Here is a 20,114-nt window from a genome sequence, read left to right on the forward strand (position 1 = left end):
GCGCATTTCAATCCGTTTTTCGCTGGTATTTATCCCTCGGGAGGAGTCGACGCGGTGCCCGGGATGGCTGCACTGCCGGCATGAACAAACAGCTTTGAGGCCTTTTATCGATGACCATGCCAGTTTCGCCCGATCGCGGCACCCGTGTTGCAGAGCGTGATACGCGCATAGATGTGTTCCGGGCGCTCGCCCTCCTGACCATCTATGTCAACCATGTGCCCGGCACCGCTTACGAGTACCTGACCTACAAGAATTTCGGGTTTTCGGATGCCGCGGAGGCCTTCGTGCTGATCTCCGGCATGTCGGTCGCTCTCGCCTATGGCACAAAATTCCAGCCCGGCAGCCGGCTGCTTGCGACGCTTAAAATCTGGCGCCGCGCAGGCGTGCTCTATGTTGCCCACATCGTCACGACGGTGGTGGTGATGGCCATCTTCTGCGCGGCGGCGGTGTTGGCGAAGCGGCCGGACATTCTGGCGATGATCAACATCGAGCCGCTCATGAGGAAGACGCCGGAAGTGCTGGTTGGCATCGTCACGCTCGGCCATCAGCTCGGCTACAACAACATTCTGCCGGTATATGCCGTGCTGCTTTTGATGACGCCGGTCTTCCTGCTGTTCATCAGTAGCAGGCCCTTGGCGACGCTCGCCGTATCCGGAACTCTGTGGCTGGTTGCCGGAATCTACCAGATTGCTCCGCCGAACTATCCGGAGCCCGGCTTCTGGTTCCTCAATCCGCTGTCATGGCAGTTCCTTTTCAACATCGGCCTGGCGGCCATGCTGCATGTCAGGCGCGGCGGCACCATTCCGGTCAATCGCTGGCTGGTGGGTGCCGCCGGCGCCTATGTGCTGACGGCACTGGTCTGGGTGCACACCCCGCTCTGGGGGCAGATAACGTGGTTCAATCTGCCCGTGGTGATCGGCGGCTTCGACAAGACCTTCCTGTCGCTGCCGAGGCTGTTGCACATCCTGGCCGTGAGCTACCTGGTCGTGGCCATTCCGTCTGTCTCGAACCTGTTCCGTACGAGCCGTGACCACCCGCTCGCCATTTTGGGCAAGCGATCGTTGCCGGTTTTCATCGCCGGCACGGTGATCGCCATGGCGGCGCAGGTGATGAAGCTGATCAATCCGGGTGGATTTGCCTATGACAGTCTTCTCATCGCCGCCGGCATCGCCATGCAGTTCGCGCTCGCCTACTACCTCGAATGGCTGTCGGGCATTGGGTGGAACAGCAAGAGCAAGCCGGTCCGCAGCGAGACACCGCCGGTGCGTACGTCGTTTGGCGCAGGGTCCATGGTGACAAGCGCCAATTGATAGATCTGCTAGAACTCAAACCCTCGTCGGCGGCCGGGATGAGGCCCTGACGACAAGTTCGACATCGAGCGTTTCGCGCCGCACCATGCCGTCGAAATCGAGGATCCGTCGCGCCGCCCTGCGGCCGATCTCGGCGATCGGCTGGGCGACCGTGGTGAGCGCAGGCTCGCAAAGTGCGCCGTCGGGCACGCCGTCGAAGCCGACGATCGAGACGTCCCGGGGCACGGCGATGCCCCGCGTGGCCAGCCATTCGATCGCGATCATGGCGATCCTGTCCGACATCGCCAGGATGGCGGTGGGCGGCTCTGCCGAGGCGAAGATTGTTTCGAGGCCAGCCCATGTGCTGGCCTCGTCGTTTTCGGTCTCGTAGACCGGCACATTGGCGGTGTCGACACCGACGCGCGAAAGCTCCTCGAAATAGCCGGCAAGCCGGTCGCGCGTCCCGGTGTAGAGCGCCGCCCGGACCTGCTCGGGCGAAACAAGGCCGGTGCGGTCGTCGACGAAGGCGAGTGACAGCACGGCAAAGCGGCGATGCCCAAGCTCGCAGAGATGGCGCGCCGCCAGGCGGGCACCGGCGACATTGTCGACGCCGATCGCCGAGACCGTGTCGTCCTGCGAGCCGAGTTCGAGCGCGACGAAGGGGAGCTTTCGTTCGCGCGTCAGCTCGACTAGGCGCGGACCTCCCTCGATGCAGAACAGGATGAAGCCGTCGACCAGGGCACTCTGGATGTTCCAGGCAAGCTTCTCCTGATTGCCGGCCGAGACAAGCGCGATGCCGGCACCCGTGGCATCGCATGCCTCGGAGATGCCGGACATCATGACGCGGGCAAAGGGATCGTCGAAGAAATAGGAGAGGGGCTCGGTCGTGGCGACGCCGATCGCGTTGACCTTGCCGGCGCGCAGCAGGCGGCCTTTGGGATCCGGTCCGGCATAGCCCATCGCCTCGGCCGCCGCCTTGACCCGTTCGCGGACCTCCTCGCGTACGATCTCGGGACGACTGAAGACATTGGAGGCGGTGCCGTGCGAAACGCCGGCGGCTTTGGCGATATCGGCCAGCCTTACAGGTCTTGTGTTGCCTGCGGTGAATGACGCCATTTTCCTGCCTCCGTACTCCATCTAACACTTTTGTTGGATCGATTCAAATGTTTGCTTGACTTCGGTCGAATATGAGCTATCTTTGAATCGATCCAAGCGCCGCATTCCAGCGAGTGTGGATCAAGGTTAAGAGGAGCGTGCGATGCATCCCGTCAACTACCTGTTTGAAGACATCTACCGCAATGACTGGAGCATCAGGTCGAACGCGGTGAGCCAGAAGCGCCGCGGCAGAACCAGTGCGTGGGTTCGCGATCTGCGCTTCCTGGTGGAGCGCAAGCGGAGCTGATCGGCAGGGTATTTTCGTGCCCGTTGATTGGATCGATTCAATTTTCTCAGAGAAACCCGAGAGGAGACCAAGCCATGCATCCCGTCAGCTATTTGTTCGATGACATCTACCGCAACTATTGGGGCATCTCGCCGGCCTCCCGGCGGCCGGAACGGCTGCGCTTGACCAGGGCCGCGCGCAATCGTGACCTGCTTGTCCGGCCGGAACGCAGACAAGATTAAACCTTCCCCTTGGGGGAGCTGCCGTCTCAGGGGCGCGGGCGCACCAGTGCCGAGGCGGCGATCACAAGCCAGCCTCCGATCAGCAAGGTGCCGCCGATCGGCGCCGACATCGGGAAAAGCCGCGAGCCGATGAAGTCGCGAGCCAGAAGATCGCCTGCGAACAGGACAAGCCCGACGAGAAGGACGAGGCTTCCGGCCCGCAGGATCCGGTTTGCGCCAAGCAGTCCGACGGCCAGGAAAACCGGGGCGTGCGTCATAAGGAAGGACGCGGCCGTGCCGACGAAGGCGCCACCCAGATGCGCCGCAGCGGCCGACAGCGCCACACCAGCCGCACCGCACAGGCCGCCGGCCAAAACAAGGATGCGGTTGCTGCCGTTTGCCGGATGTTCGGCAGTGCTCATGTCGCTGGTCTCCCTATGTGAACGAACGATGTGAATTAGCGACTGCTCGCGAACCGTGTCAGGATTTGCCGGCTTCCGCCAGCATGGCGCGCGTGCGGCGCGACTGGACCAGCCAGTTATACGCAGCGCCGCCCGCCATCAGCACCGATGTGCCGAGAAACACGGCACGCATGCCGAAATGACCGCCGACGAAGCCGCCGAGCAGCGGCCCCGCGACCTGCCCGACATATTGTGCCGAGATGGACAGACCCAGCACATTGCCGCCGACGCCGTCCGGAACATTGTGGCGGATGACGCTGGTGATGCAGGGCAGGAGGCCGCCAAGCGCCAGGCCCATCAGGAAGCGCAGGCCGATGAGCTGCCAGCTCTGGGTGACGAAGGCTTGCGGGATCAGCAGCAGCGCCGAGACGGCAAGTGCCGCGATAATGACATTCCAGTGGCCGATGCGGTCGGCGAGCTTGCCGAGCCGCGAGGCCGACAGGATGGCGCCGAGTGCCGCCGCCGACATGACGACGCCGGAGATCAGAGTAACCCGGCTTTGATCCTCGATGAGCTGCTGGACATAGACCGTGATGATCGGCTCGATCGACATGGTGGCGAAGCTCAAGAGCATGCCGGTCGCCAGCATGGCGACAACAGGGCGCTTGTCGGGAATCTGCGCCCAGCCGCCTTTCGGCTTCTCGGTCGATGCTGCCTTGCCGGCGGCCGGGCGAGGGTTCTCCTTGATGAGGAAGGTCGTCGCCAGGAAAGCCAGCAAGATAACGCCGCCAGCAAGCAGGAACGTGGCGCGGATGCCGATCAACGGCGGCAGCGCGCCGCCGAGCAGGGGGCCGACCAGGCTGCCTGCGGTGATGCCCGCCGACAGCACGCCGAGCGCCCAGCCTGAACGGTCCTTTGGCGTCTGCATGGCGACGAGTATGGTCGAACCGGAGGAATAACCGCCGGCGAAACCGATCAGCAGGCGCAGCAGCACCAATTGCCAGACGCTCTGCACCATGCCGGTCAACGACATGCAGATGGCCATGCCGAAACTGGCCCGCACCAGCATCAGCTTGCGACCATAGCGGTCGCCCAGCCGCCCCCAGAGCGGCGCGACAAGCGCCGCCGCAAAGAAGGTGGCGCCATAGGCGATGCCCGACCACTGCACGATCGCCGCGTGGCCCTCGGCGCCGAGCTGCTCGACATAAAGCGGCAGGAAGGGCAACAGCAAAGTCATTGCGATGAGCGTGCTGAACGAGCCTGCAAAGCACACAGCGAGATTGCGCCGCCAGTGGACGTTATAGCTGCCGTGTTCCGTGTTGGCCTGCGCCATGTCTGTCCTGCCCGGTATCGGGCTTGTTGCGGATACCAATTTGGGATACCAACTTGGTATCCGTCATGGACGTCAACTCTGTCGCTGTCAATGCGACCGCCACGAATGGGACCACGATGTCGCAGATGCACAATGTCGAGAGCCAGCTTCGCGAGATGATCCTCGGCCTCGAGATCGGTCCGGGCGAGCGCTTGACCGAGCGCTGGATCGAAAGCCGGTTCGGCGCCTCGCGCACGCCGGTCCGGGCAGCACTGCTGCGGCTTGAGACCGAAGGCCTGATCTGTCGCGACGGGCGCGGCTGGACGGTCTCGCCCATCAATCTCGCCGAGTTAGAACAGATCGCGGTCTACCGCGAGGCGGTCGAGGTCGCCGCGCTCAGGCTGACATGCGCGCAGGGCGACAGAAGCGGTGTCGATGTCATCGAAGCGATGCTCGAGTCCTGCGGCTCCGACACCCCGCGCGAGGAATGGCACCGCGTCGGCATGGATTTCCACATCGAGCTGGCGCGCCTGTCCGGCAATGAGTTTCTGTTCAGGGCGGTCCGCGATGCGATGACCCGGCTGTCGCGCGCCCGCTGGCTGGAGATTCGCGACGAGGCGGCACTCGGCCGTGCCTGGGCCGAGCACCATGCCATTCTGGCGGCAGTGCGGGCCGGCGATGCCGACGAGGCGGCGCGCCGGCTTTCGGCGCACATCGTCAGCAGCCGCGACCGGCTGATGACGTCACTGCACAATGACCGGCGCGGCCTGCGCGCCAGGGGATTTGCAGTCGTTGCCGCCTGATCTCACCGGGCGTAGACAAGAGTGTCGTCGCGCAAAAGCCGATGCGCGAACGTGAAGCACACATTCGTCCTCGCTTCGCGAGCGGCGATGGCGTAAGAGCGGCGATGGAAAACAACCGATTTGAAACACCCGTGACCGTCAAGTCGGCCACGGACGGAACCAACCAGCTCCTGCGCACGGCTAGGGAGGCTTCCGACTACCTCCTGAACAGCTGGCCCGGCAAGCGCAGTCCCAAGCATCGCGAAGCGCTGCAGGCCTGCCATGATGCGCTGGCCGGCGACAAGCCGGCGATGAACGCAAGGCGCGCCTTCATCGCCGCGGCCCGCGAAGTCAACGTCTTCGTCAGCGACAAGGCCTCAGCCTGAAGCATAGCGAAATCCGGTCCGCCTCGCGGGCTGGACGCCGTTTTGCTCAGGGCAATCGTTTAAGGCGCCAACTTCGACAATTAGTCATTCCAACATCAGTTGGAGGCTATCTTTGTCTGAAGCGATTGCCCTGCAGTTCTACTTCGCAGCTTCCGCTTCGGTTTCGGAGCTGGTGTCGCCCTCGGGCTTCGAACGTTCCCTGGCGGCGACCTTGGCCGCCAGCTTTTCCGCCTTCTTGGCGGCCTTCTGCCGGTCTCGCTCCTTGCGTTCCTGATCGTAGTTCGGTGCTCGCGCCATATCGTTTCCTTTCACTATGCTTGATCCCTGCCTAGGAGCATTGGACAGCAAATACAACACCGCAAGCGGCGATCGGCTGCATGGCTGGCGCCAGTCCGGTTCGGGGCTTGCAAGATGGCTGGCACAATGGTGCAGGAAAGGCCCGGGTACAGACGCCGACAGCCGCCAAACTATTTTGATCCAAGTGACCGATGGCCTCGTTTCAAAGAAGCGCACAGAAGCTGTTCTACTATGCGCGCAATGCCTTGCGCGATATCGGCCCAGGCTCTGTTTCGCTGCCGGCTTGCCGGACTGCTCGATCAGGCTAGACTTTCGGACGGCTCGGTCCGGGAAGGCCTCAACTATTGCAACAGGCTGCAGGAGGCTTTCGCGCCGAGCCCTAATATTTCGTCCTCAGCGGCCAAGTCGAGCCCGACGCCGAGGTCTGGCGCTACATTTCGGCGTAGCGCCACGGGGATCGAGCCTTGTCAGGCACTATTCCCGGTCGAGAACCAGATCGGCAGGGCCGAACCGGTCCTTTGCCGTCTGCTGCTGGTGCCAATAAGGGTAGAGCACAGGCGGACGGCTGACCGCGTCGAGCCGTTTGCGGTCGTCGTCGGTTAGCACCAGGCTTGCGGCGGCGATATTGTCCTTGAATTGCGCTTCGGTCCGGCCGCCGATCACCAGCGAGCTGACGGCCGGCCGGCCAAGCAGCCAGGCCAGCGCCACCTGCGCCGCGGACACGCCATGGCTCTTGCCAATATAGGCAAGCACGTCGACGATCCGCCATAGCCGGTCCTCGTCGCGGATCGGCGGTTCCGACCAGCCGCTGAGCTGGCGGGCCGTGGGGCTGTCGCGGTTGTATTTGCCGGACAGCAATCCGCCGGCGAGCGGGCTCCAGACCAGCACGCCAAGCCCCTGATCGACCGAAATCGGCAGCAGTTCATATTCGGCTTCGCGCGCTTCCAGCGTGTAGTGGATCTGCTGGGTGATGAAGCGTTGCTGGTTATGGCGGTCGCTGATGCCAAGCGCCTTCATCACTTGCCAGCCGGAGTAATTGGAGCAACCAGCATAGCGGACCTTGCCCTGGGTGACGAGCGTGTCCACCGCGGCGATGGTTTCCTCGAGCGGCGTCGTGCCGTCCCATTCATGCAGGAAATAGATGTCGATGACATCGGTGCGAAGGCGCTTCAGGCTCCTCTCGCACTCGCGGATCAGATGGTAGCGCGACAGGCCTTCATCGTTGGGCCCCTTGCCGATCCGCATGCGCGCCTTGGAGGCGATTAGCACGTCGTCCTTGCGCTTGCCGCCAAGCGCTTCGCCGATGATTTCTTCCGAGAGCCCGTTCGAATAGACATTGGCGGTGTCGATGACGTTGATGCCGGCATCGATGCACAAATCGATCATCCGGCGCGCCTCTTTGAGATCGGTCTTGCCAACCGCCGAAAAGGCGCCGGCGCCGCCGAAGGTCATGGTGCCCATGGTCAGCGTCGAAACCTTCAGCCCGGACCGGCCGAGAGTGCGGTATTCCATGTCAGGTCCTCGCAATTGTTTTGAAGGGGCGTCTGCCAGGCCGCCCGGAATGAGACGGGCATTTGTAGGATAATTCATGCGGCTTGTCGCCCCTCCGAATGCAACGACCGTTCACGTATGGCTGATTGATGGTGGCGATCGGCGCACCGGCCCTCTGCAATAAAACCGTCATTGCCGGTCTATATTGAAGTCGGCTTAAGGTGTCCCATCTGCGGCCGGCTGGCTGGGATTGAGGGCGCCGGACAAAAGCCGGCAGGCTTGCACGCGGAGCAGCACAAAATGACCGAGATAAAACAGAATTCTCCGGCCAAGGATTGGCTGGAAGCGGAACTCGCCGACACGCTCGATGAAGATTACGAGCTGGAAATGTCGGAACCGGCCCTGTCGCTGGAAATCGCAAAAATCTACAAGAACTCGCATCCACCGTCGATCGAGCGGCAGCAGTATTTTCGCGATCTGATCACGCTGCAATCCGAATTGATCAAATTGCAGTCCTGGGTGGCCTACCACAAGAAGAAGCTGGTGGTCATTTTCGAGGGCCGCGACTCGGCCGGCAAGGGCGGCGTCATCAAGCGCATCACCCAGCGGCTCAACCCGCGCATCTGCCGCGTCGTAGCGCTGCCGGCGCCGACCGAGCGCGAGAAGTCGCAATGGTATTTTCAGCGCTATGTTCCGCATTTGCCGGCCGGCGGCGAGATCGTGCTGTTCGACCGCTCCTGGTACAACCGTTCCGGCGTCGAGCGGGTGATGGGCTTTGCCCAGCCGGATCAGGTCGAGGAGTTCTTCCGCGACGTGCCGGATTTCGAACGCATGCTGGTCCGTTCCGGGGTGACGCTGGTCAAATACTGGTTCTCCATCACCGACGAGGAGCAGCAGATGCGCTTCCTGATGCGCATCCACGACCCGATGAAGCAGTGGAAGCTGTCGCCGATGGACCTGCAGTCGCGCGTGCGCTGGGAACAGTACACCAAGGCCAAGGAAGAGACCTTCGCCCGCACCAACATCCCGGAAGCGCCCTGGTTCATCGTCGAAGGCAACGACAAGAAGCGGGCGCGGCTGAACTGCATCGACCATCTCCTCAAGCAACTGCCCTATGAGGAGGTGCCGCATGAGGAGATCACGCTGCCGGAGCGTGTCTTCAATCCCGAATACGAACGCCAGGTGCTGCCGCGCGAGCTTTACGTGCCTGAGAAGTATTGAGGCAAAAGCAGCGAGGAGGGTGCCGCCTTTGGCGGCGCCCTCTGACAGACTACTAGGCCCGCTTGATAATCACATGCGTGGCAAGCGGCGTCGCCACCTGTTCGGTGCACTGATAGCCGAGCTTGGGCATGTCGAGGCCGGCAAAAAGGTTCTCACCCTTGCCGAGCAGCAGCGGCGACACCGCCAGGTGCATCTCGTCAATCAGCTTCTCCTGCAGATATTGCCGGATGGTGGCGACGCCGCCGCCGACCCGGACATCCTTGCCGCCGGCCGCCGCCTTTGCCTGTTCCAGCGCGGCATGGATGCCGTCGGTGACGAAATGGAAAGTCGTGCCGCCTTCCATCACAATAGGGTCGCGCGGATGATGGGTCAGCACGAAGACCGGCACATGATAGGGCGGATTGTCGCCCCACCAGCCTTTCCAGTTCTCGTCTGGCCATTCGCTGCGGATCGGCCCGAACATGTTGCGCCCCAGGATCCAGGCGCCGACATTTTCGAAGCTGCGCACGGTGAACGCTTCGTCCGTGTCCGTGGTCCCGCCATCCTTGCCGACCATCTTGCGGAAGGTCCGGGTGCCGACCATCCATTTGTGCAGATCTTCCCCGCCGACGCCCAGCGGGTTCGTCAGGTCCTGGTCGGGACCGGCGCCAAAGCCGTCGATCGACAGGGTGAAAGCGGCGACGCGAAGTTTGGACATGAAAGCCTCCTCGATAATCAGTTGCGATTTGAAAGCAGTTGTCTATAGCAAACTGATTGCAAAATGCAATCGGCCTTTCGGACACGGGCAAAGCGAGAGCAAAGAGGTCAAGTGACCTACGCTCTTGTTCACCGGCGCCTGAGTGGCAAAGCGGACAGCCGGCGCTACTGGTCGCGGCCGAACATCCGGATAGGAGTTACCCCTTCAGCATCGCCGCCACTTCGGGCGCGAAATAAGTGAGGATGCCGTCGCAACCAGCGCGCTTGAAGGCGAGAAGCGATTCCAGCATCGCCTTTTCGCCATCGATCCAGCCATTGGCGGCTGCGGCCTTGATCATCGAATATTCGCCCGACACCTGGTAGGCGAAGGTCGGCATCGCGAACTCGTCCTTCAGCCGCCGGATGATGTCGAGATAGGGCAGGCCGGGCTTGACCATCAGCATGTCGGCGCCCTCGGCGAGGTCCTGCTCGGCCTCGCGCACCGCCTCGTCGGAATTGGCGTGGTCGATGTAATAGGTCTTCTTGTCGCCCTTGAGCAGGCCGGCGGTGCCGACCGCCTCGCGGTAGGGGCCGTAGAAGGCGGAGGCGAACTTCGTTGCGTAGGACATGATCGCCACGTCGGAAAAGCCGTTGGCGTCGAGCGCGTCGCGGATGGCGCCGATGCGGCCGTCCATCATGTCGGAAGGCGCGATGATGTCGGCGCCCGCCGCCGCCTGGATGACAGCCGCCGCCGTCACCTGTTCCACCGTCTCGTCATTGACGATGATGCCGTCGCGCAGGATTCCGTCATGACCATGCGAGGTGAAGGGGTCGAGCGCGGCATCGGTGATGATGCCGATCTCCGGCACCGCGTCCTTGATGGCGCGGGTGGCGCGATTGATGATGTTTTCCGGGTCGAGGATATGCGAGCCGGTCTGGTCGCGCAGGCCAAGTTCGACATTGGGGAAGGTGGCGATCGCCGGAATGCCGAGCTTTGCCGCGCGTTCGGCTTCCTTCACCGCGAGGTCGAGCGACAGGCGAAAGACGCCGGGCATGGCGGCGATCGGCTCGCGCACTTGTCTGCCGTCGACGACGAAGATCGGCCAGATCAGATCGTCGACCGTGAGCCGGTTCTCCTGCACGAGGCGGCGCGACCAGTCGGCCTTGCGCATGCGCCGCAGACGGCGGCTGCCGGTGATCTCGTCGACGCTGCGCGCGCCGGCAGCCTTTGCGGGGGTGAATTTGTTCATCGCCTAAACTCCGGATCGGGCAGCTTTTACCACGAGGCCGCGCGGCTGACCAATGCGACACGTTTGTGCCAGTTCGCTGGCAGCTACGGATTTGGCGGCCACGCAAGGTCAGGGCCGGTTTTGAAGAACGACACGTTGTTGGTGAAAATGCTGGCCGGGACAAGCCTGATCATACGCCCGTCCGGATGTTCGATCTGGGCCACATTGTCGATAAACCACTGGTTCCAGCTTGCTTCTGGACCAAGATATTTGAGCAGCAGCCGTCTGAAGCGGTCCGGCGACATCGGTTCGATGGTGGCGGCGCCGCGCAGCCCGAGATGGAGCAGGATGCCGGCATTGTTGTCGAAATGGACAATTTCCACCGCGCAGCGCGGGTCTCTTTCAAGATGCTTTACCGCACTGCCATCCAACGACCCGAGCAGCCAGATCGCACCGTCTTCCCAGATGAACCATACTGGTGCGTTGCGCGGTGCGCCGTCTGCGCCAACGGTCGCCAGATTCGCCATCAGCGGGCGGCTGAGGACATCGTCCGGGTCGAACTTTCGCGGCATCTCCCAGGCGTATCCCGACGTTTCAACGATCATGCGTTCGCCTTTGAGTTGACTGCTGCATGGCCGCTGGCCATGCCTTCGCTGATAATTTTGCGCCCATTTGATCCAGACGCAAAGGATGACTCCAGAAATCCAAACTCGCCCGTTGCCGATTAGCCCTGGCATTGACGCACCCATGCGCCAGCTATTAGAGCGACGTGCGTCCACTTGGACGCACAAGTACGCGTCTCAAGACTTTGAGTCTTCGCATCGTGCCCTCCGAAAATCGATTCCGATTTTCGGGCCGATGCGATAGCACTTCAGTCCCGCGGGCGCGGGGAGGGATTCTCTGGCGATGGATTTTGACGGAGGCGACGAAATTCGCTTCGAACATTTGGGTCGGGCTGGCATCGTCACGCTGACGCGGCCGCAGGCGCTGAATGCCGTCACGCATCGCATGATCAAGGCGCTCGACAGGGCCTTGCACGCCTGGGAGCGGGATCACGAGGTCGATGTTGTCGTCGTCAAGGCCGAGGGTAGAGCGTTTTCCGCGGGTGGCGATATCTTGCATATCTACGAAGCCGGCCGGGCGGGAAAGCCGCCGGTCGAATTCTTCGCCGATGAATACCGACTCAATGCCCGTATCGCGCGATTCAAGAAACCCTATGTCGCGCTGATCGACGGCATCGTCATGGGCGGCGGTGTCGGCATCTCGTTCCACGGCTCGCAGCGGGTCATGACCGAGAGCGCCCAGTTCGCCATGCCGGAAGTTGGCATCGGCTTTTTCCCCGATGTCGGCGCCAGCCACCTCCTGCCGGACCTCGGCGGCAGCTTCGGCATGTATCTGGCGCTTACGGGAAACCGCATCCGCCATGGCGACGCGCTCTGGTCGGGCCTGGCGACGCACACGATCAAGGCGCAGGATCAGGCCGCATTTCTTGACCGGCTGGCGGCGACTGGCGACCCGGAATCGGTGCTGCGCGGTTTTTTCACCCCGGCCCGGCGTGAGACGGACAGGTCGGTGCTGGAGGCGATTGCCCGCCATTTTGCGCAACCCTCGCTGACCGATATTGTCGGCAGCCTGGAGCGGGCATCCGCTGTCGACGATTTCGCGGCAAGGACGCTGGCGACAATCGGCACCCGCTCGCCGACCAGCCTGCATATCGCCTGGCGCCAGATCAGCGCCGGGCTGACGCTCTCCATGGACGAATGCATGAAGATGGAGTTCCGCATCCTCAACCGTATGCTGTCGGGCCATGATTTCTACGAAGGCATTCGCGCCGCCATCATCGACAAGGGCTCGACGCCGCTCTGGCGGCCGGCAAGCCTCGACGCGGTCAGCGCTGCCGATGTCGATGCCTATTTCGCCCCGCTCTATGAACGGGAGCTCAAGCTGTGAGCGAGGTCACGTCGAGACGCGTCGTGCTCCAGCCGACGACGGTGGAGGTCATCTTCGCCTGGTTCCAGCGCATCATCGCCGTCTACTGCCTTCTGTTCGGCATATTGTATTGGATCCGGCTGATCGGCTTCTACCAGGGCCCGCTGTGGCGCTTCGACCTGATGCCGGTGCACTGGCAAGTGGCGGCGGTGATGCTCGCCGTGTTCTTTCCTTTCGCCGCCGCGGGCCTCTGGATGCTGGCCTCCTGGGGGCCGGTGATATGGTTCATCTGCGCGTTGACCGAGACGGTCATGTATGCCGGCTTTCCCGAGCTCTTCGGCCACCGGCTGCTGATCGTCGCCTCGCACGCGGCGGTGGCGGCGCTCTACATCGTCTTTCGCGTGGTGATCTGGCTGCAGAAGCGCCAGATCCGGCGCTAGCTTATCCGCGCCCAAAATCGGTGGTGAAATCTTTAGGTTAATTATCCTTGCTCGGGTGACCGTTCGTTAAGCCTCTTTCGAAACCTCTTACCGGTAAGCTCTTGTTAGCCTTGGCGTTTAAGTCGAATTTTATGAGTATTCGATAGTGTCGCGATCAAGGTGAGAAACAAAAAATCACCAGGGCGACAAACGAGAGGCAAAGACAATGATCAATTCGCGTCCGGCGGCGAAGACCGCCAACGTATCCGACGACCGCCGCGAGGCAATCCGCTCGCTTTACATGGAATCGCTGCAGCTGGTTGAGCGTCTGCACCGCCGTCTGCTTGATGTGATCAAGGACGAGTTCGACCGCAATGGCCGTTCCGACATCAACGCCATCCAGGCGCTGCTTCTGTTCAACATCGGCAACTCGGAGTTGACCGCGGGCGAACTGCGCTCGCGCGGCTACTATCTCGGCTCGAACGTCTCCTACAATCTGAAGAAGCTGGTCGATCTCGGCTTCATCAACCACCAGCGCTCGCGTATCGACCGCCGTTCGGTCCGCGTCTCGCTGACGCCGAAGGGCAACGAGGTGGCGGAAGTTGTCGCCGGTCTCTACGAGCGTCATGTCGGCTCGATCGAGCAGGTCGGCGGCATCAACACCGACGAGTTCAAGCAGATGAACCGCGCCCTGCAGCGCCTCGATCGCTTCTGGAACGACACCATCGCGTATCGGATGTAATTCATCCGCCGCATCGCGATCTGAAGCCGCGCCACAAAAGTGCGGCCGGGGAGCAGCCAATCAAGGACCGGTGCCGAAAAGCACCGGTCCTGGCGTTTCGTATGGGCCAGCCGTTCCAAATCGCTGATAAGGCCACGTTGCCGCCATATTCCCGGTGAAAGCGAGAATGCGGGTGACGCTGTGGCGAAAGTCATGAATTCACCCCGGCCTCGCGTCGCACCTTTGCCTCTTTCACATCGTAGTGATGGGGCGCTGGTTGGCTAATTGTTAACAATGCCAACTTTAGTGTGCGGGCGAGATCGCCCAATAGATCAACGCAGCGAGTGACAAGAACTGCTACAAGAATGTCTGGAACGTCCATGAGAACCAGCCGCCGTTTCTTCCTTTCCGGAGCCTCCGCGCTTGCAGCCGCGGTTGTCGCGGGCAGCGCCAGCGCGCAGGATGTGATCGGGGACATCCTGAAATCCTCGGGCCGCGGCAATTGGGACGACCAGTTTGACGCCCGCCCCAGCCAAGGCGGCAAAGTGGCCTCGACGCTGCCGATCTTCAGCCTGCAGACCGTTTCGTTCACCGAGCAGGCGGTGGCGCAGTATCAGAACATCGTCTCTCAGGGTGGCTGGGAGCCGGTTCCAGATACCAAGAAATTGCAGCTTGGCGTCGACGATCCCGACGTGGTGCCGCTGCGCAAGCGTCTGATGATTTCGGGCGACCTGGCGCAGAGCGCCGGCATTTCGACGGCCTTCGATTCCTATGTCGACGCCGCGGTCAAGCGCTTCCAGGCGCGCCATGGCCTGCCGTCCGACGGGACGCTCGGCCAATACACTTATGCGGCGATGAATGTTTCGGCGCCAATCCGGCTCGGCCAGTTGCAGATCAATCTGCAGCGCCTGCGCGAGCGCGCCGGCACGTTGGGCAACCGCTATGTTCTGGTCGACATCCCGGGCGCCCAGATCGAGGCGGTCGAGAACGACCGCGTCGTGCTGCGCCATACGGCGATCGTCGGCAAGGTCGATCGCCAGACGCCGATCGTCAATTCCAAGATCAACGAGATCGTCGTCAATCCCTACTGGAATGCTCCGGTCTCGATCGTGCGCAAGGACATCATTCCGCTGATGCGCAAGGATCCGAACTATCTCAAGGACAGCAACATCCGCCTGTTCGCGCCGGATGGCAGCGAGGTCGATCCGCTGACCGTGGACTGGTCGACAGACGACGCCGCGAAATACCGCTTCCGCCAGGATCCGGGCGCCGGTAACGCGATGGCCTCGGTCAAGATCAATTTCCCAAGCCCCGATGGCGTCTATATGCACGATACGCCGCAGCAGAGCCTGTTCGGCAAGATGATGCGCTTCGATTCCTCGGGCTGCGTGCGCGTCCAGAACGTACGCGATCTCGTCACCTGGATCCTGCGCGACACGCCGGGCTGGAACCGCCAGCGTTTCGAGGCGACGATCAAGAGCGGCGAGAGCGTCCCGGTCCAGGTCACCAATCCGGTTCCGGTCTATTTCCTCTATCTGTCGGCCTGGTCGACGGGGCCTGGCGTCGTACAGTTCCGCGACGACATTTATGGCCTCGACGGGGCCAACGAGCTGCAGATCACTTCCGCGCTGTAACTAACTGATTCTTTTGCTGAAAAGGCCGCCATAGGGCGGCCTTTTTGCTTTCAGGTTCCCGCCAACGCGTCTGTTATGTGCCTAGAGCAATTCCAGGAAAAGTGTGAAACGGTTTTCCCGGGAAAAGCGCATAGCGCTTTCCCTGGGGAATTGCGCAAAAAACAAAGACATAGAGCGGTTCGGCGTTTCCATGAAACGATGAACCTCTCTAGCTGGACGTTCCACCCGGTTTTGCGCATGGTCCTGAAACCTCGTTCGGAATCGCATCTTGCAAGTCGCCGTCTTCATCCTCGTCGTGCTCGTCTTCGTCGCCCTTTCCGGCGCGCTGGTCCGGCTCGTGCGCGTGCCGCTGCCGGTATTGCAGATCGCTATAGGGGCGGCATTGGCCTGGCCGGTGCGCGGCATCCAAATCGAGATCGATCCCGAGCTGTTCCTGCTGGTGTTCATCCCACCGCTTTTGTTCGGCGACGCCGTTGCCGCACCGAAGCGCGAACTGCTGGCGCTGCGCGGCCCGATCCTCGACCTTGCCATCGGGCTCGTCTTCTTCACCATCGTCGGTTTCGGCTATGCCTTGCATTGGCTGGTGCCGAGCATCCCGCTGGTCGTCGCCTTCGCGCTGGCGGCGGTGCTGTCGCCGACCGACGCGGTAGCCGTCTCCTCGATCGTCGACCGGAACGTGGTGCCGGCGCGGCTGATGCATATTCTGGAAGGTGAGTCGCTGCTCAACGATGCGTCGGGTCTCGTCATGTTCCGCTTCGCGGTGGCGGCAGTGCTGACCGGCAGCTTTTCCTTTGCCGCCGCTTCGCTGAGTTTCCTCTACGCCGTTGCCGTCGGCATCCTGGCCGGTGTGGTGGCGGTGTTCGCCGCCGCCAAGGCGCTGCAATTGCTCAACCGCATCGGCGGTGTGCCGGCCGAGGCGCAGGTGCTGGTGACGATCCTGATCCCCTTCATTGCCTATCTCGGCGCCGAGCATGCCGGCGCGTCCGGAATCCTGGCCGCCGTCACCGCCGGTGTGCTCACCAGCGGGTCCGGCATATTCCGCTATCTCGGAGTATCGGCGCGCATGCAGACCATATCGCTGTGGACGACGCTGTCCTTCGTCTTCAATGGCGCGCTGTTCATCCTGCTCGGCCTGCAGCTCCCCGGCATCATCCGCAACGTGCCGCCCGAACTGAGCAGCCGGCATTGGCTGATCGAGCCGGTTGCCACGGTGCTGATCCTCACTCTGTGCCTCATCGCGCTGCGCTTCCTGTGGATCTGGGTTGGCGACATCGCGGCGCGGCTTTTCGCGCGGCTTGGCAAGCGCAAGGCCGAGACGTTCGGGCTGCGCGTGCGTCTCGCCGGCTCAGTGGCGGGCGTGCGTGGCGCCATCACGCTGGCCGGCATCCTGTCGCTGCCGCTGGCCATGCCGGACGGATCGCCGTTTCCGGCGCGCGATGTGGTGATCTTCCTCGCCGCCGGCGTCATCATCTGTTCGCTTGTCATCGCCAGCCTTGCCTTGCCGAAAATCGCGCGCGGGCTGGTCGAGCCGGGCGAGCATCCTGGTGCCGCCGAGGAGCGCCGGGCGCGCGTCGGCGCGGCCAATGCCGCAATCGCCCGCATCGAAAGCGTCGCCAATGACGGCAGCGAAGGCGAGGAGGCCGGCGCCCGCCTGGCGGTGGCAGACAGCATCGTCGCCGGTTATCGCCGCCGCATCGCCGCCTCCGACGAGGCGGATGAAGCCCGCGCCGAGGCCCGTGAAGCCGGGCGGCTGGAGCTCGAACTCAGGCTCGCCGGCATCGAGGCCGAGCGCGCCGCCGTACGCGCCATGTTTCGCAGCCGCGAGATCAACGACCATACGATGCAGGCGCTGTTCGCCGAAATCACCCTTACCGAGGCCCTGCTGAAGGGCCGGCAGGCAAGGAAATAGGCCTGCGGACCCGCGTTGGCGCAATCCGGCCAGCAAATTTCGCGCCGCAAACGTGGCGGGGGCAAAGCAACTGTGTTAATGGCGCGACGGGCCCCCGGATCAAGGATTTCAAGCCATGGCAACAGCAGCGGCAGTGTCGAACAAATTCGAATCCTTCTTCGAAACCACGCTTGAGGATGCCGATCCGGAGATCTTCGGCGCCATCCGCAACGAACTCGGCCGCCAGCGCCACGAGATCGAGCTGATTGCGTCGGAAAACATAGTCTCCCGCGCCGTGCTGGAAGCGCAGGGGTCGATCATGACCAACAAATACGCCGAGGGCTATCCGGGCAAGCGCTACTATGGCGGCTGCCAGTTCGTCGACGTGGCCGAGGACCTGGCCATCGAACGGGCGAAAAAGCTGTTCGGCTGCAACTTCGCCAACGTCCAGCCCAATTCCGGCAGCCAGATGAACCAGGCGGTGTTCCTGGCGCTCTTGCAGCCCGGCGACACCTTCATGGGCCTCGACCTGAATTCGGGCGGGCACCTGACCCACGGTTCGCCGGTGAACATGAGCGGCAAATGGTTCAAGGTCGTCTCCTACGGCGTGCGCAAGGAAGATCATCTGCTTGACATGGATGCGATCGAGAAAACCGCGCATGAAACGAAGCCGAAGCTGATCCTCGCCGGTGGCACCGCCTATTCGCGCGTCTGGGACTGGAAGCGTTTTCGCGAGATCGCCGACGCGATCGGCGCCTATCTGATGGTAGACATGGCGCATATCGCCGGCCTGGTCGCGGGCGGCGTGCATCCATCGCCGCTGCCCCATGCCCATGTGGTGACGACGACGACGCACAAGTCGCTGCGCGGCCCGCGCGGCGGCATGATCCTGTGCAACGACGAGGACATCGCCAAGAAGATGAATTCGGCGGTATTTCCGGGCCTGCAGGGCGGGCCGCTGATGCATGTCATCGCCGCCAAGGCGGTGGCTCTGGGCGAAGCGCTGAAGCCGAGCTTCAAGCTCTATGCCGAGAGCGTCGCCGCCAACGCCAAGGCGCTGGCCTCCAGCCTGCAGGAGACCGGTCTCGACATCGTTTCCGGTGGCACCGACAATCATCTGATGCTGGTCGACCTCAGGCCCAAGAACGCCACCGGCAAACGCGCCGAGGCAGCACTTGGCCGCGCCAACATCACCTGCAACAAGAACGGCATCCCGTTCGACCCGGAAAAGCCCTTCGTCACCTCGGGCGTGCGTCTGGGCACGCCAGCCGGCACCACGCGCGGTTTCGGCCAGGCCGAATTCCGCGAGATCGGCAAGCTGATCGCCGAGGTGCTGGATGGGCTCAAGGTCGCCAATTCCGACGAGGGCAATGCGGCGGTGGAAGCCGTGGTGAAGGCGAAGGTCGCTGCATTGACGGATCGTTTTCCGCTCTATCCCTATCTCGGATGAAAGTCATTCATCTCGGGTAACCTCAGTCGCTATCGAGAAGCGCCATTCCAGGCGGTTCGGGCAGGAGTTCTGATGATGCTGCAACATCTTGCTGGCGCTGGCGTCCTTGGCGCCTTGGCCACATTGGCTGTCTTGCCATTGTCCAGCGTCGCCTGGGCGCAGACCACTACGCCCGCAGCACCCAAGATGGAAACCTTCGGCAAATGGTCTACCCTTGTGGACGAGGTCGACACCGGCGAGGACATGCGCAAGACCTGCGCCGCCTCGACCGCCTTTCTCGACCCGAACGGCACCAGCGGCACGCTGACGCTCGCCATCTCGAACGGCGACGCGCTGCCGCCCGATGGCTATCCGACCGTCACTATCGCCATCAGGAACAATGACCTGCCGAAAGGCGAGAACATTCCGACGGTGTTCGGCGACGACAAAGGCAAGGTCAAGGCAAGCTTTCATCTCAGCGCCGGCGGACAATGGATGATGAACAACAAGACCGAGACCACCCTGGCACTGTTGCGCGCCATGCGCCGCGCCAGCACGCTCGACGTCAGCTTCGCCGACAAGCCGGTCGGGACCGTATCGATGGACGGCTTCACCAAGGCCTATCGCAGCCTCGGTGCATCATGCGGCTTCCCGACCGCCGACGTCGCGCCCTGACCGCGGGCATTGGCGGCTCTCGCAATTTTGCTCGCGCCTCGCTATCTCTGAGGCGCGAGAGGCCGTTGCCGACACTTTGCCATCGTTGCAAAAACCTCTAAGCCTTTCGCTCGCCGGAGCCGGATGATTCAGGTCGAATCGACCTGAAATCTGAATCCGGCTCCAAATCAAATAGAAAGAGCATGATGTCGTCCGAAAACCGCTTCACACTTTTCGGCATCATGCTCTAAGAATCGCGAACCGAAGGCTTTCCATGCGCTGTCCCTACTGCCAGTCCGAAGATACGCAGGTGAAGGATTCGCGCCCTGCCGAGGATGGCGCGGCGATCCGCAGGCGCCGCGTCTGCCCCGATTGCGGCGGCCGCTTCACCACCTTCGAGCGCGTGCAGTTGCGCGACCTCGTGGTGGTCAAGAAATCCGGCCGCAAGGTGCCGTTCGACCGCGACAAGCTGCTGCGCTCGGTCGAGATCGCGGTGCGCAAGCGCAATGTCGATCCCGAGCGCATCGACCGCGCGGTGACCGGCATCGTGCGCCAGCTCGAAAGCTCGGGCGAGACCGAAGTCGCCTCCGGCGAGGTCGGCCGGCTGGTCATGGAGGCGCTGAAGTCGCTCGACGACGTTGCCTATGTGCGCTTCGCCTCGGTCTATCGCAATTTCCGCGAGGCTAAGGATTTCCATGACGTGCTGGGGGAATTGAAGGGCGACGAGCCTAGGGGTGACGAGGACGCCGGCTGAG

22 protein-coding genes are annotated in these 20,114 nt (G+C 62.6%); 14 read left to right on the top strand and 8 right to left on the bottom strand.

Going from position 1 to position 20,114, the window contains the following annotated elements; all coding sequences use genetic code 11:
• Positions 1 to 110: 110 nt before the first annotated feature.
• Positions 111 to 1,310 carry an OpgC family protein gene (locus tag MESS2_RS15635; RefSeq protein WP_008875344.1) on the top strand — a complete coding sequence of 400 codons (1,200 nt, stop codon included), beginning with the start codon at positions 111 to 113 and terminating at the stop codon, positions 1,308 to 1,310.
• A gap of 15 nt (positions 1,311 to 1,325) precedes the next feature.
• Here MESS2_RS15635 and MESS2_RS15640 read toward each other — a convergent pair whose 3' ends face one another.
• Entirely contained in the window at positions 1,326 to 2,405 is a 1,080-nt protein-coding gene (locus tag MESS2_RS15640; protein WP_008875345.1) for a LacI family DNA-binding transcriptional regulator, read from the bottom strand.
• 142 nt (positions 2,406 to 2,547) lie between these two features.
• Between MESS2_RS15640 and MESS2_RS31130 the strand changes: the two genes are divergently transcribed.
• Both MESS2_RS31130 and MESS2_RS31135 read left to right on the top strand, forming a co-directional pair.
• Positions 2,548 to 2,691: a hypothetical protein gene (locus MESS2_RS31130; RefSeq protein ID WP_008875346.1), complete on the top strand. Its 144-nt coding sequence runs from the start codon at positions 2,548 to 2,550 to the stop codon at positions 2,689 to 2,691.
• Between the two features lie 74 nt (positions 2,692 to 2,765).
• Positions 2,766 to 2,912 (top strand): hypothetical protein, encoded by a 147-nt coding sequence (locus MESS2_RS31135; protein WP_008875347.1) that lies wholly within the window; start codon positions 2,766 to 2,768, stop codon positions 2,910 to 2,912.
• Between the two features lie 26 nt (positions 2,913 to 2,938).
• On the opposite strand, the gene MESS2_RS15645 is transcribed toward MESS2_RS31135, so the two are convergent.
• The gene (locus MESS2_RS15645; RefSeq protein ID WP_008875348.1) at positions 2,939 to 3,313 is read right to left on the bottom strand and encodes a DUF423 domain-containing protein; all 375 of its coding nucleotides are present in this window, start codon (positions 3,311 to 3,313) and stop codon (positions 2,939 to 2,941) included.
• A 58-nt stretch (positions 3,314 to 3,371) separates the two neighbouring features.
• Complete coding sequence (locus tag MESS2_RS15650) at positions 3,372 to 4,625, bottom strand: multidrug efflux MFS transporter (RefSeq protein ID WP_008875349.1); 1,254 nt, start codon at positions 4,623 to 4,625, stop codon at positions 3,372 to 3,374.
• A 116-nt stretch (positions 4,626 to 4,741) separates the two neighbouring features.
• On the opposite strand from MESS2_RS15650, the gene MESS2_RS15655 reads away from it, so the two are divergent.
• On the top strand, positions 4,742 to 5,407 hold the full coding sequence (locus MESS2_RS15655; protein WP_040593235.1) for a GntR family transcriptional regulator: 666 nt from the start codon (positions 4,742 to 4,744) through the stop codon (positions 5,405 to 5,407).
• Positions 5,408 to 5,511: 104 nt separating this feature from the next.
• Positions 5,512 to 5,772, top strand: coding sequence for a DUF982 domain-containing protein (locus tag MESS2_RS15660; protein WP_040593212.1), 261 nt, complete (start codon positions 5,512 to 5,514; stop codon positions 5,770 to 5,772).
• A 138-nt stretch (positions 5,773 to 5,910) separates the two neighbouring features.
• On the opposite strand, the gene MESS2_RS31140 is transcribed toward MESS2_RS15660, so the two are convergent.
• Positions 5,911 to 6,069 carry a hypothetical protein gene (locus tag MESS2_RS31140; RefSeq protein WP_006332549.1) on the bottom strand — a complete coding sequence of 53 codons (159 nt, stop codon included), beginning with the start codon at positions 6,067 to 6,069 and terminating at the stop codon, positions 5,911 to 5,913.
• Positions 6,070 to 6,543: 474 nt separating this feature from the next.
• Complete coding sequence (locus tag MESS2_RS15665; RefSeq protein ID WP_008875352.1) at positions 6,544 to 7,581, bottom strand: aldo/keto reductase; 1,038 nt, start codon at positions 7,579 to 7,581, stop codon at positions 6,544 to 6,546.
• A gap of 279 nt (positions 7,582 to 7,860) precedes the next feature.
• On the opposite strand from MESS2_RS15665, the gene ppk2 reads away from it, so the two are divergent.
• The gene (gene ppk2, locus MESS2_RS15670; RefSeq protein WP_008875353.1) at positions 7,861 to 8,781 is read left to right on the top strand and encodes a polyphosphate kinase 2; all 921 of its coding nucleotides are present in this window, start codon (positions 7,861 to 7,863) and stop codon (positions 8,779 to 8,781) included.
• A gap of 52 nt (positions 8,782 to 8,833) precedes the next feature.
• Here the strand turns inward: ppk2 and MESS2_RS15675 are convergent, their stop codons facing one another.
• From MESS2_RS15675 to MESS2_RS15685, 3 genes are all read right to left on the bottom strand, one after another.
• Positions 8,834 to 9,478 carry a dihydrofolate reductase family protein gene (locus MESS2_RS15675; protein ID WP_008875354.1) on the bottom strand — a complete coding sequence of 215 codons (645 nt, stop codon included), beginning with the start codon at positions 9,476 to 9,478 and terminating at the stop codon, positions 8,834 to 8,836.
• 196 nt (positions 9,479 to 9,674) lie between these two features.
• Positions 9,675 to 10,706, bottom strand: coding sequence for a porphobilinogen synthase (gene hemB / locus MESS2_RS15680; protein ID WP_008875355.1), 1,032 nt, complete (start codon positions 10,704 to 10,706; stop codon positions 9,675 to 9,677).
• Positions 10,707 to 10,789: 83 nt separating this feature from the next.
• The gene (locus MESS2_RS15685; RefSeq protein WP_008875356.1) at positions 10,790 to 11,290 is read right to left on the bottom strand and encodes a pyridoxamine 5'-phosphate oxidase family protein; all 501 of its coding nucleotides are present in this window, start codon (positions 11,288 to 11,290) and stop codon (positions 10,790 to 10,792) included.
• Between the two features lie 301 nt (positions 11,291 to 11,591).
• On the opposite strand from MESS2_RS15685, the gene MESS2_RS15690 reads away from it, so the two are divergent.
• The 8 genes from MESS2_RS15690 to nrdR all read left to right on the top strand — a co-directional run bounded on the left by MESS2_RS15690 (position 11,592) and on the right by nrdR (position 20,113).
• Complete coding sequence (locus MESS2_RS15690; RefSeq protein ID WP_008875357.1) at positions 11,592 to 12,635, top strand: enoyl-CoA hydratase/isomerase family protein; 1,044 nt, start codon at positions 11,592 to 11,594, stop codon at positions 12,633 to 12,635.
• The gene (locus MESS2_RS15695; RefSeq protein WP_008875358.1) at positions 12,632 to 13,054 is read left to right on the top strand and encodes a DUF6163 family protein; all 423 of its coding nucleotides are present in this window, start codon (positions 12,632 to 12,634) and stop codon (positions 13,052 to 13,054) included. Before MESS2_RS15690 ends, MESS2_RS15695 begins: the two co-directional genes overlap by 4 nt.
• Before the next feature lie 205 nt (positions 13,055 to 13,259).
• Positions 13,260 to 13,775, top strand: coding sequence for a transcriptional regulator LdtR (gene ldtR, locus MESS2_RS15700; protein ID WP_008875359.1), 516 nt, complete (start codon positions 13,260 to 13,262; stop codon positions 13,773 to 13,775).
• 359 nt (positions 13,776 to 14,134) lie between these two features.
• On the top strand, positions 14,135 to 15,388 hold the full coding sequence (locus tag MESS2_RS15705; protein ID WP_008875361.1) for a L,D-transpeptidase family protein: 1,254 nt from the start codon (positions 14,135 to 14,137) through the stop codon (positions 15,386 to 15,388).
• A gap of 268 nt (positions 15,389 to 15,656) precedes the next feature.
• On the top strand, positions 15,657 to 17,297 hold the full coding sequence (locus MESS2_RS15710; RefSeq protein ID WP_008875362.1) for a Na+/H+ antiporter: 1,641 nt from the start codon (positions 15,657 to 15,659) through the stop codon (positions 17,295 to 17,297).
• Positions 17,298 to 17,412: 115 nt separating this feature from the next.
• Positions 17,413 to 18,726: a serine hydroxymethyltransferase gene (gene glyA, locus MESS2_RS15715; RefSeq protein WP_008875363.1), complete on the top strand. Its 1,314-nt coding sequence runs from the start codon at positions 17,413 to 17,415 to the stop codon at positions 18,724 to 18,726.
• A gap of 72 nt (positions 18,727 to 18,798) precedes the next feature.
• Positions 18,799 to 19,380 (top strand): invasion associated locus B family protein, encoded by a 582-nt coding sequence (locus MESS2_RS15720; protein ID WP_008875364.1) that lies wholly within the window; start codon positions 18,799 to 18,801, stop codon positions 19,378 to 19,380.
• A 253-nt stretch (positions 19,381 to 19,633) separates the two neighbouring features.
• Positions 19,634 to 20,113 (top strand): transcriptional regulator NrdR, encoded by a 480-nt coding sequence (nrdR, locus tag MESS2_RS15725; RefSeq protein ID WP_008875365.1) that lies wholly within the window; start codon positions 19,634 to 19,636, stop codon positions 20,111 to 20,113.
• The last annotated feature ends 1 nt before the right edge of the window (position 20,114 follow it).

Source organism: Mesorhizobium metallidurans STM 2683 (genome assembly GCF_000350085.1).
Classification (GTDB): domain Bacteria; phylum Pseudomonadota; class Alphaproteobacteria; order Rhizobiales; family Rhizobiaceae; genus Mesorhizobium; species Mesorhizobium metallidurans.

Coding starts and splice junctions, on each gene's coding strand:
- MESS2_RS15635 (WP_008875344.1), top strand. CDS start 111: ATGACCATGCCAGTTTCGCCCGATCGCGGCACCCGTGTTGCAGAGCGT.
- MESS2_RS15640 (WP_008875345.1), bottom strand. CDS start 2,405: ATGGCGTCATTCACCGCAGGCAACACAAGACCTGTAAGGCTGGCCGAT.
- MESS2_RS31130 (WP_008875346.1), top strand. CDS start 2,548: ATGCATCCCGTCAACTACCTGTTTGAAGACATCTACCGCAATGACTGG.
- MESS2_RS31135 (WP_008875347.1), top strand. CDS start 2,766: ATGCATCCCGTCAGCTATTTGTTCGATGACATCTACCGCAACTATTGG.
- MESS2_RS15645 (WP_008875348.1), bottom strand. CDS start 3,313: ATGAGCACTGCCGAACATCCGGCAAACGGCAGCAACCGCATCCTTGTT.
- MESS2_RS15650 (WP_008875349.1), bottom strand. CDS start 4,625: ATGGCGCAGGCCAACACGGAACACGGCAGCTATAACGTCCACTGGCGG.
- MESS2_RS15655 (WP_040593235.1), top strand. CDS start 4,742: ATGTCGCAGATGCACAATGTCGAGAGCCAGCTTCGCGAGATGATCCTC.
- MESS2_RS15660 (WP_040593212.1), top strand. CDS start 5,512: ATGGAAAACAACCGATTTGAAACACCCGTGACCGTCAAGTCGGCCACG.
- MESS2_RS31140 (WP_006332549.1), bottom strand. CDS start 6,069: ATGGCGCGAGCACCGAACTACGATCAGGAACGCAAGGAGCGAGACCGG.
- MESS2_RS15665 (WP_008875352.1), bottom strand. CDS start 7,581: ATGGAATACCGCACTCTCGGCCGGTCCGGGCTGAAGGTTTCGACGCTG.
- ppk2 (WP_008875353.1), top strand. CDS start 7,861: ATGACCGAGATAAAACAGAATTCTCCGGCCAAGGATTGGCTGGAAGCG.
- MESS2_RS15675 (WP_008875354.1), bottom strand. CDS start 9,478: ATGTCCAAACTTCGCGTCGCCGCTTTCACCCTGTCGATCGACGGCTTT.
- hemB (WP_008875355.1), bottom strand. CDS start 10,706: ATGAACAAATTCACCCCCGCAAAGGCTGCCGGCGCGCGCAGCGTCGAC.
- MESS2_RS15685 (WP_008875356.1), bottom strand. CDS start 11,290: ATGATCGTTGAAACGTCGGGATACGCCTGGGAGATGCCGCGAAAGTTC.
- MESS2_RS15690 (WP_008875357.1), top strand. CDS start 11,592: ATGGATTTTGACGGAGGCGACGAAATTCGCTTCGAACATTTGGGTCGG.
- ldtR (WP_008875359.1), top strand. CDS start 13,260: ATGATCAATTCGCGTCCGGCGGCGAAGACCGCCAACGTATCCGACGAC.
- MESS2_RS15705 (WP_008875361.1), top strand. CDS start 14,135: ATGAGAACCAGCCGCCGTTTCTTCCTTTCCGGAGCCTCCGCGCTTGCA.
- glyA (WP_008875363.1), top strand. CDS start 17,413: ATGGCAACAGCAGCGGCAGTGTCGAACAAATTCGAATCCTTCTTCGAA.
- MESS2_RS15720 (WP_008875364.1), top strand. CDS start 18,799: ATGATGCTGCAACATCTTGCTGGCGCTGGCGTCCTTGGCGCCTTGGCC.
- nrdR (WP_008875365.1), top strand. CDS start 19,634: ATGCGCTGTCCCTACTGCCAGTCCGAAGATACGCAGGTGAAGGATTCG.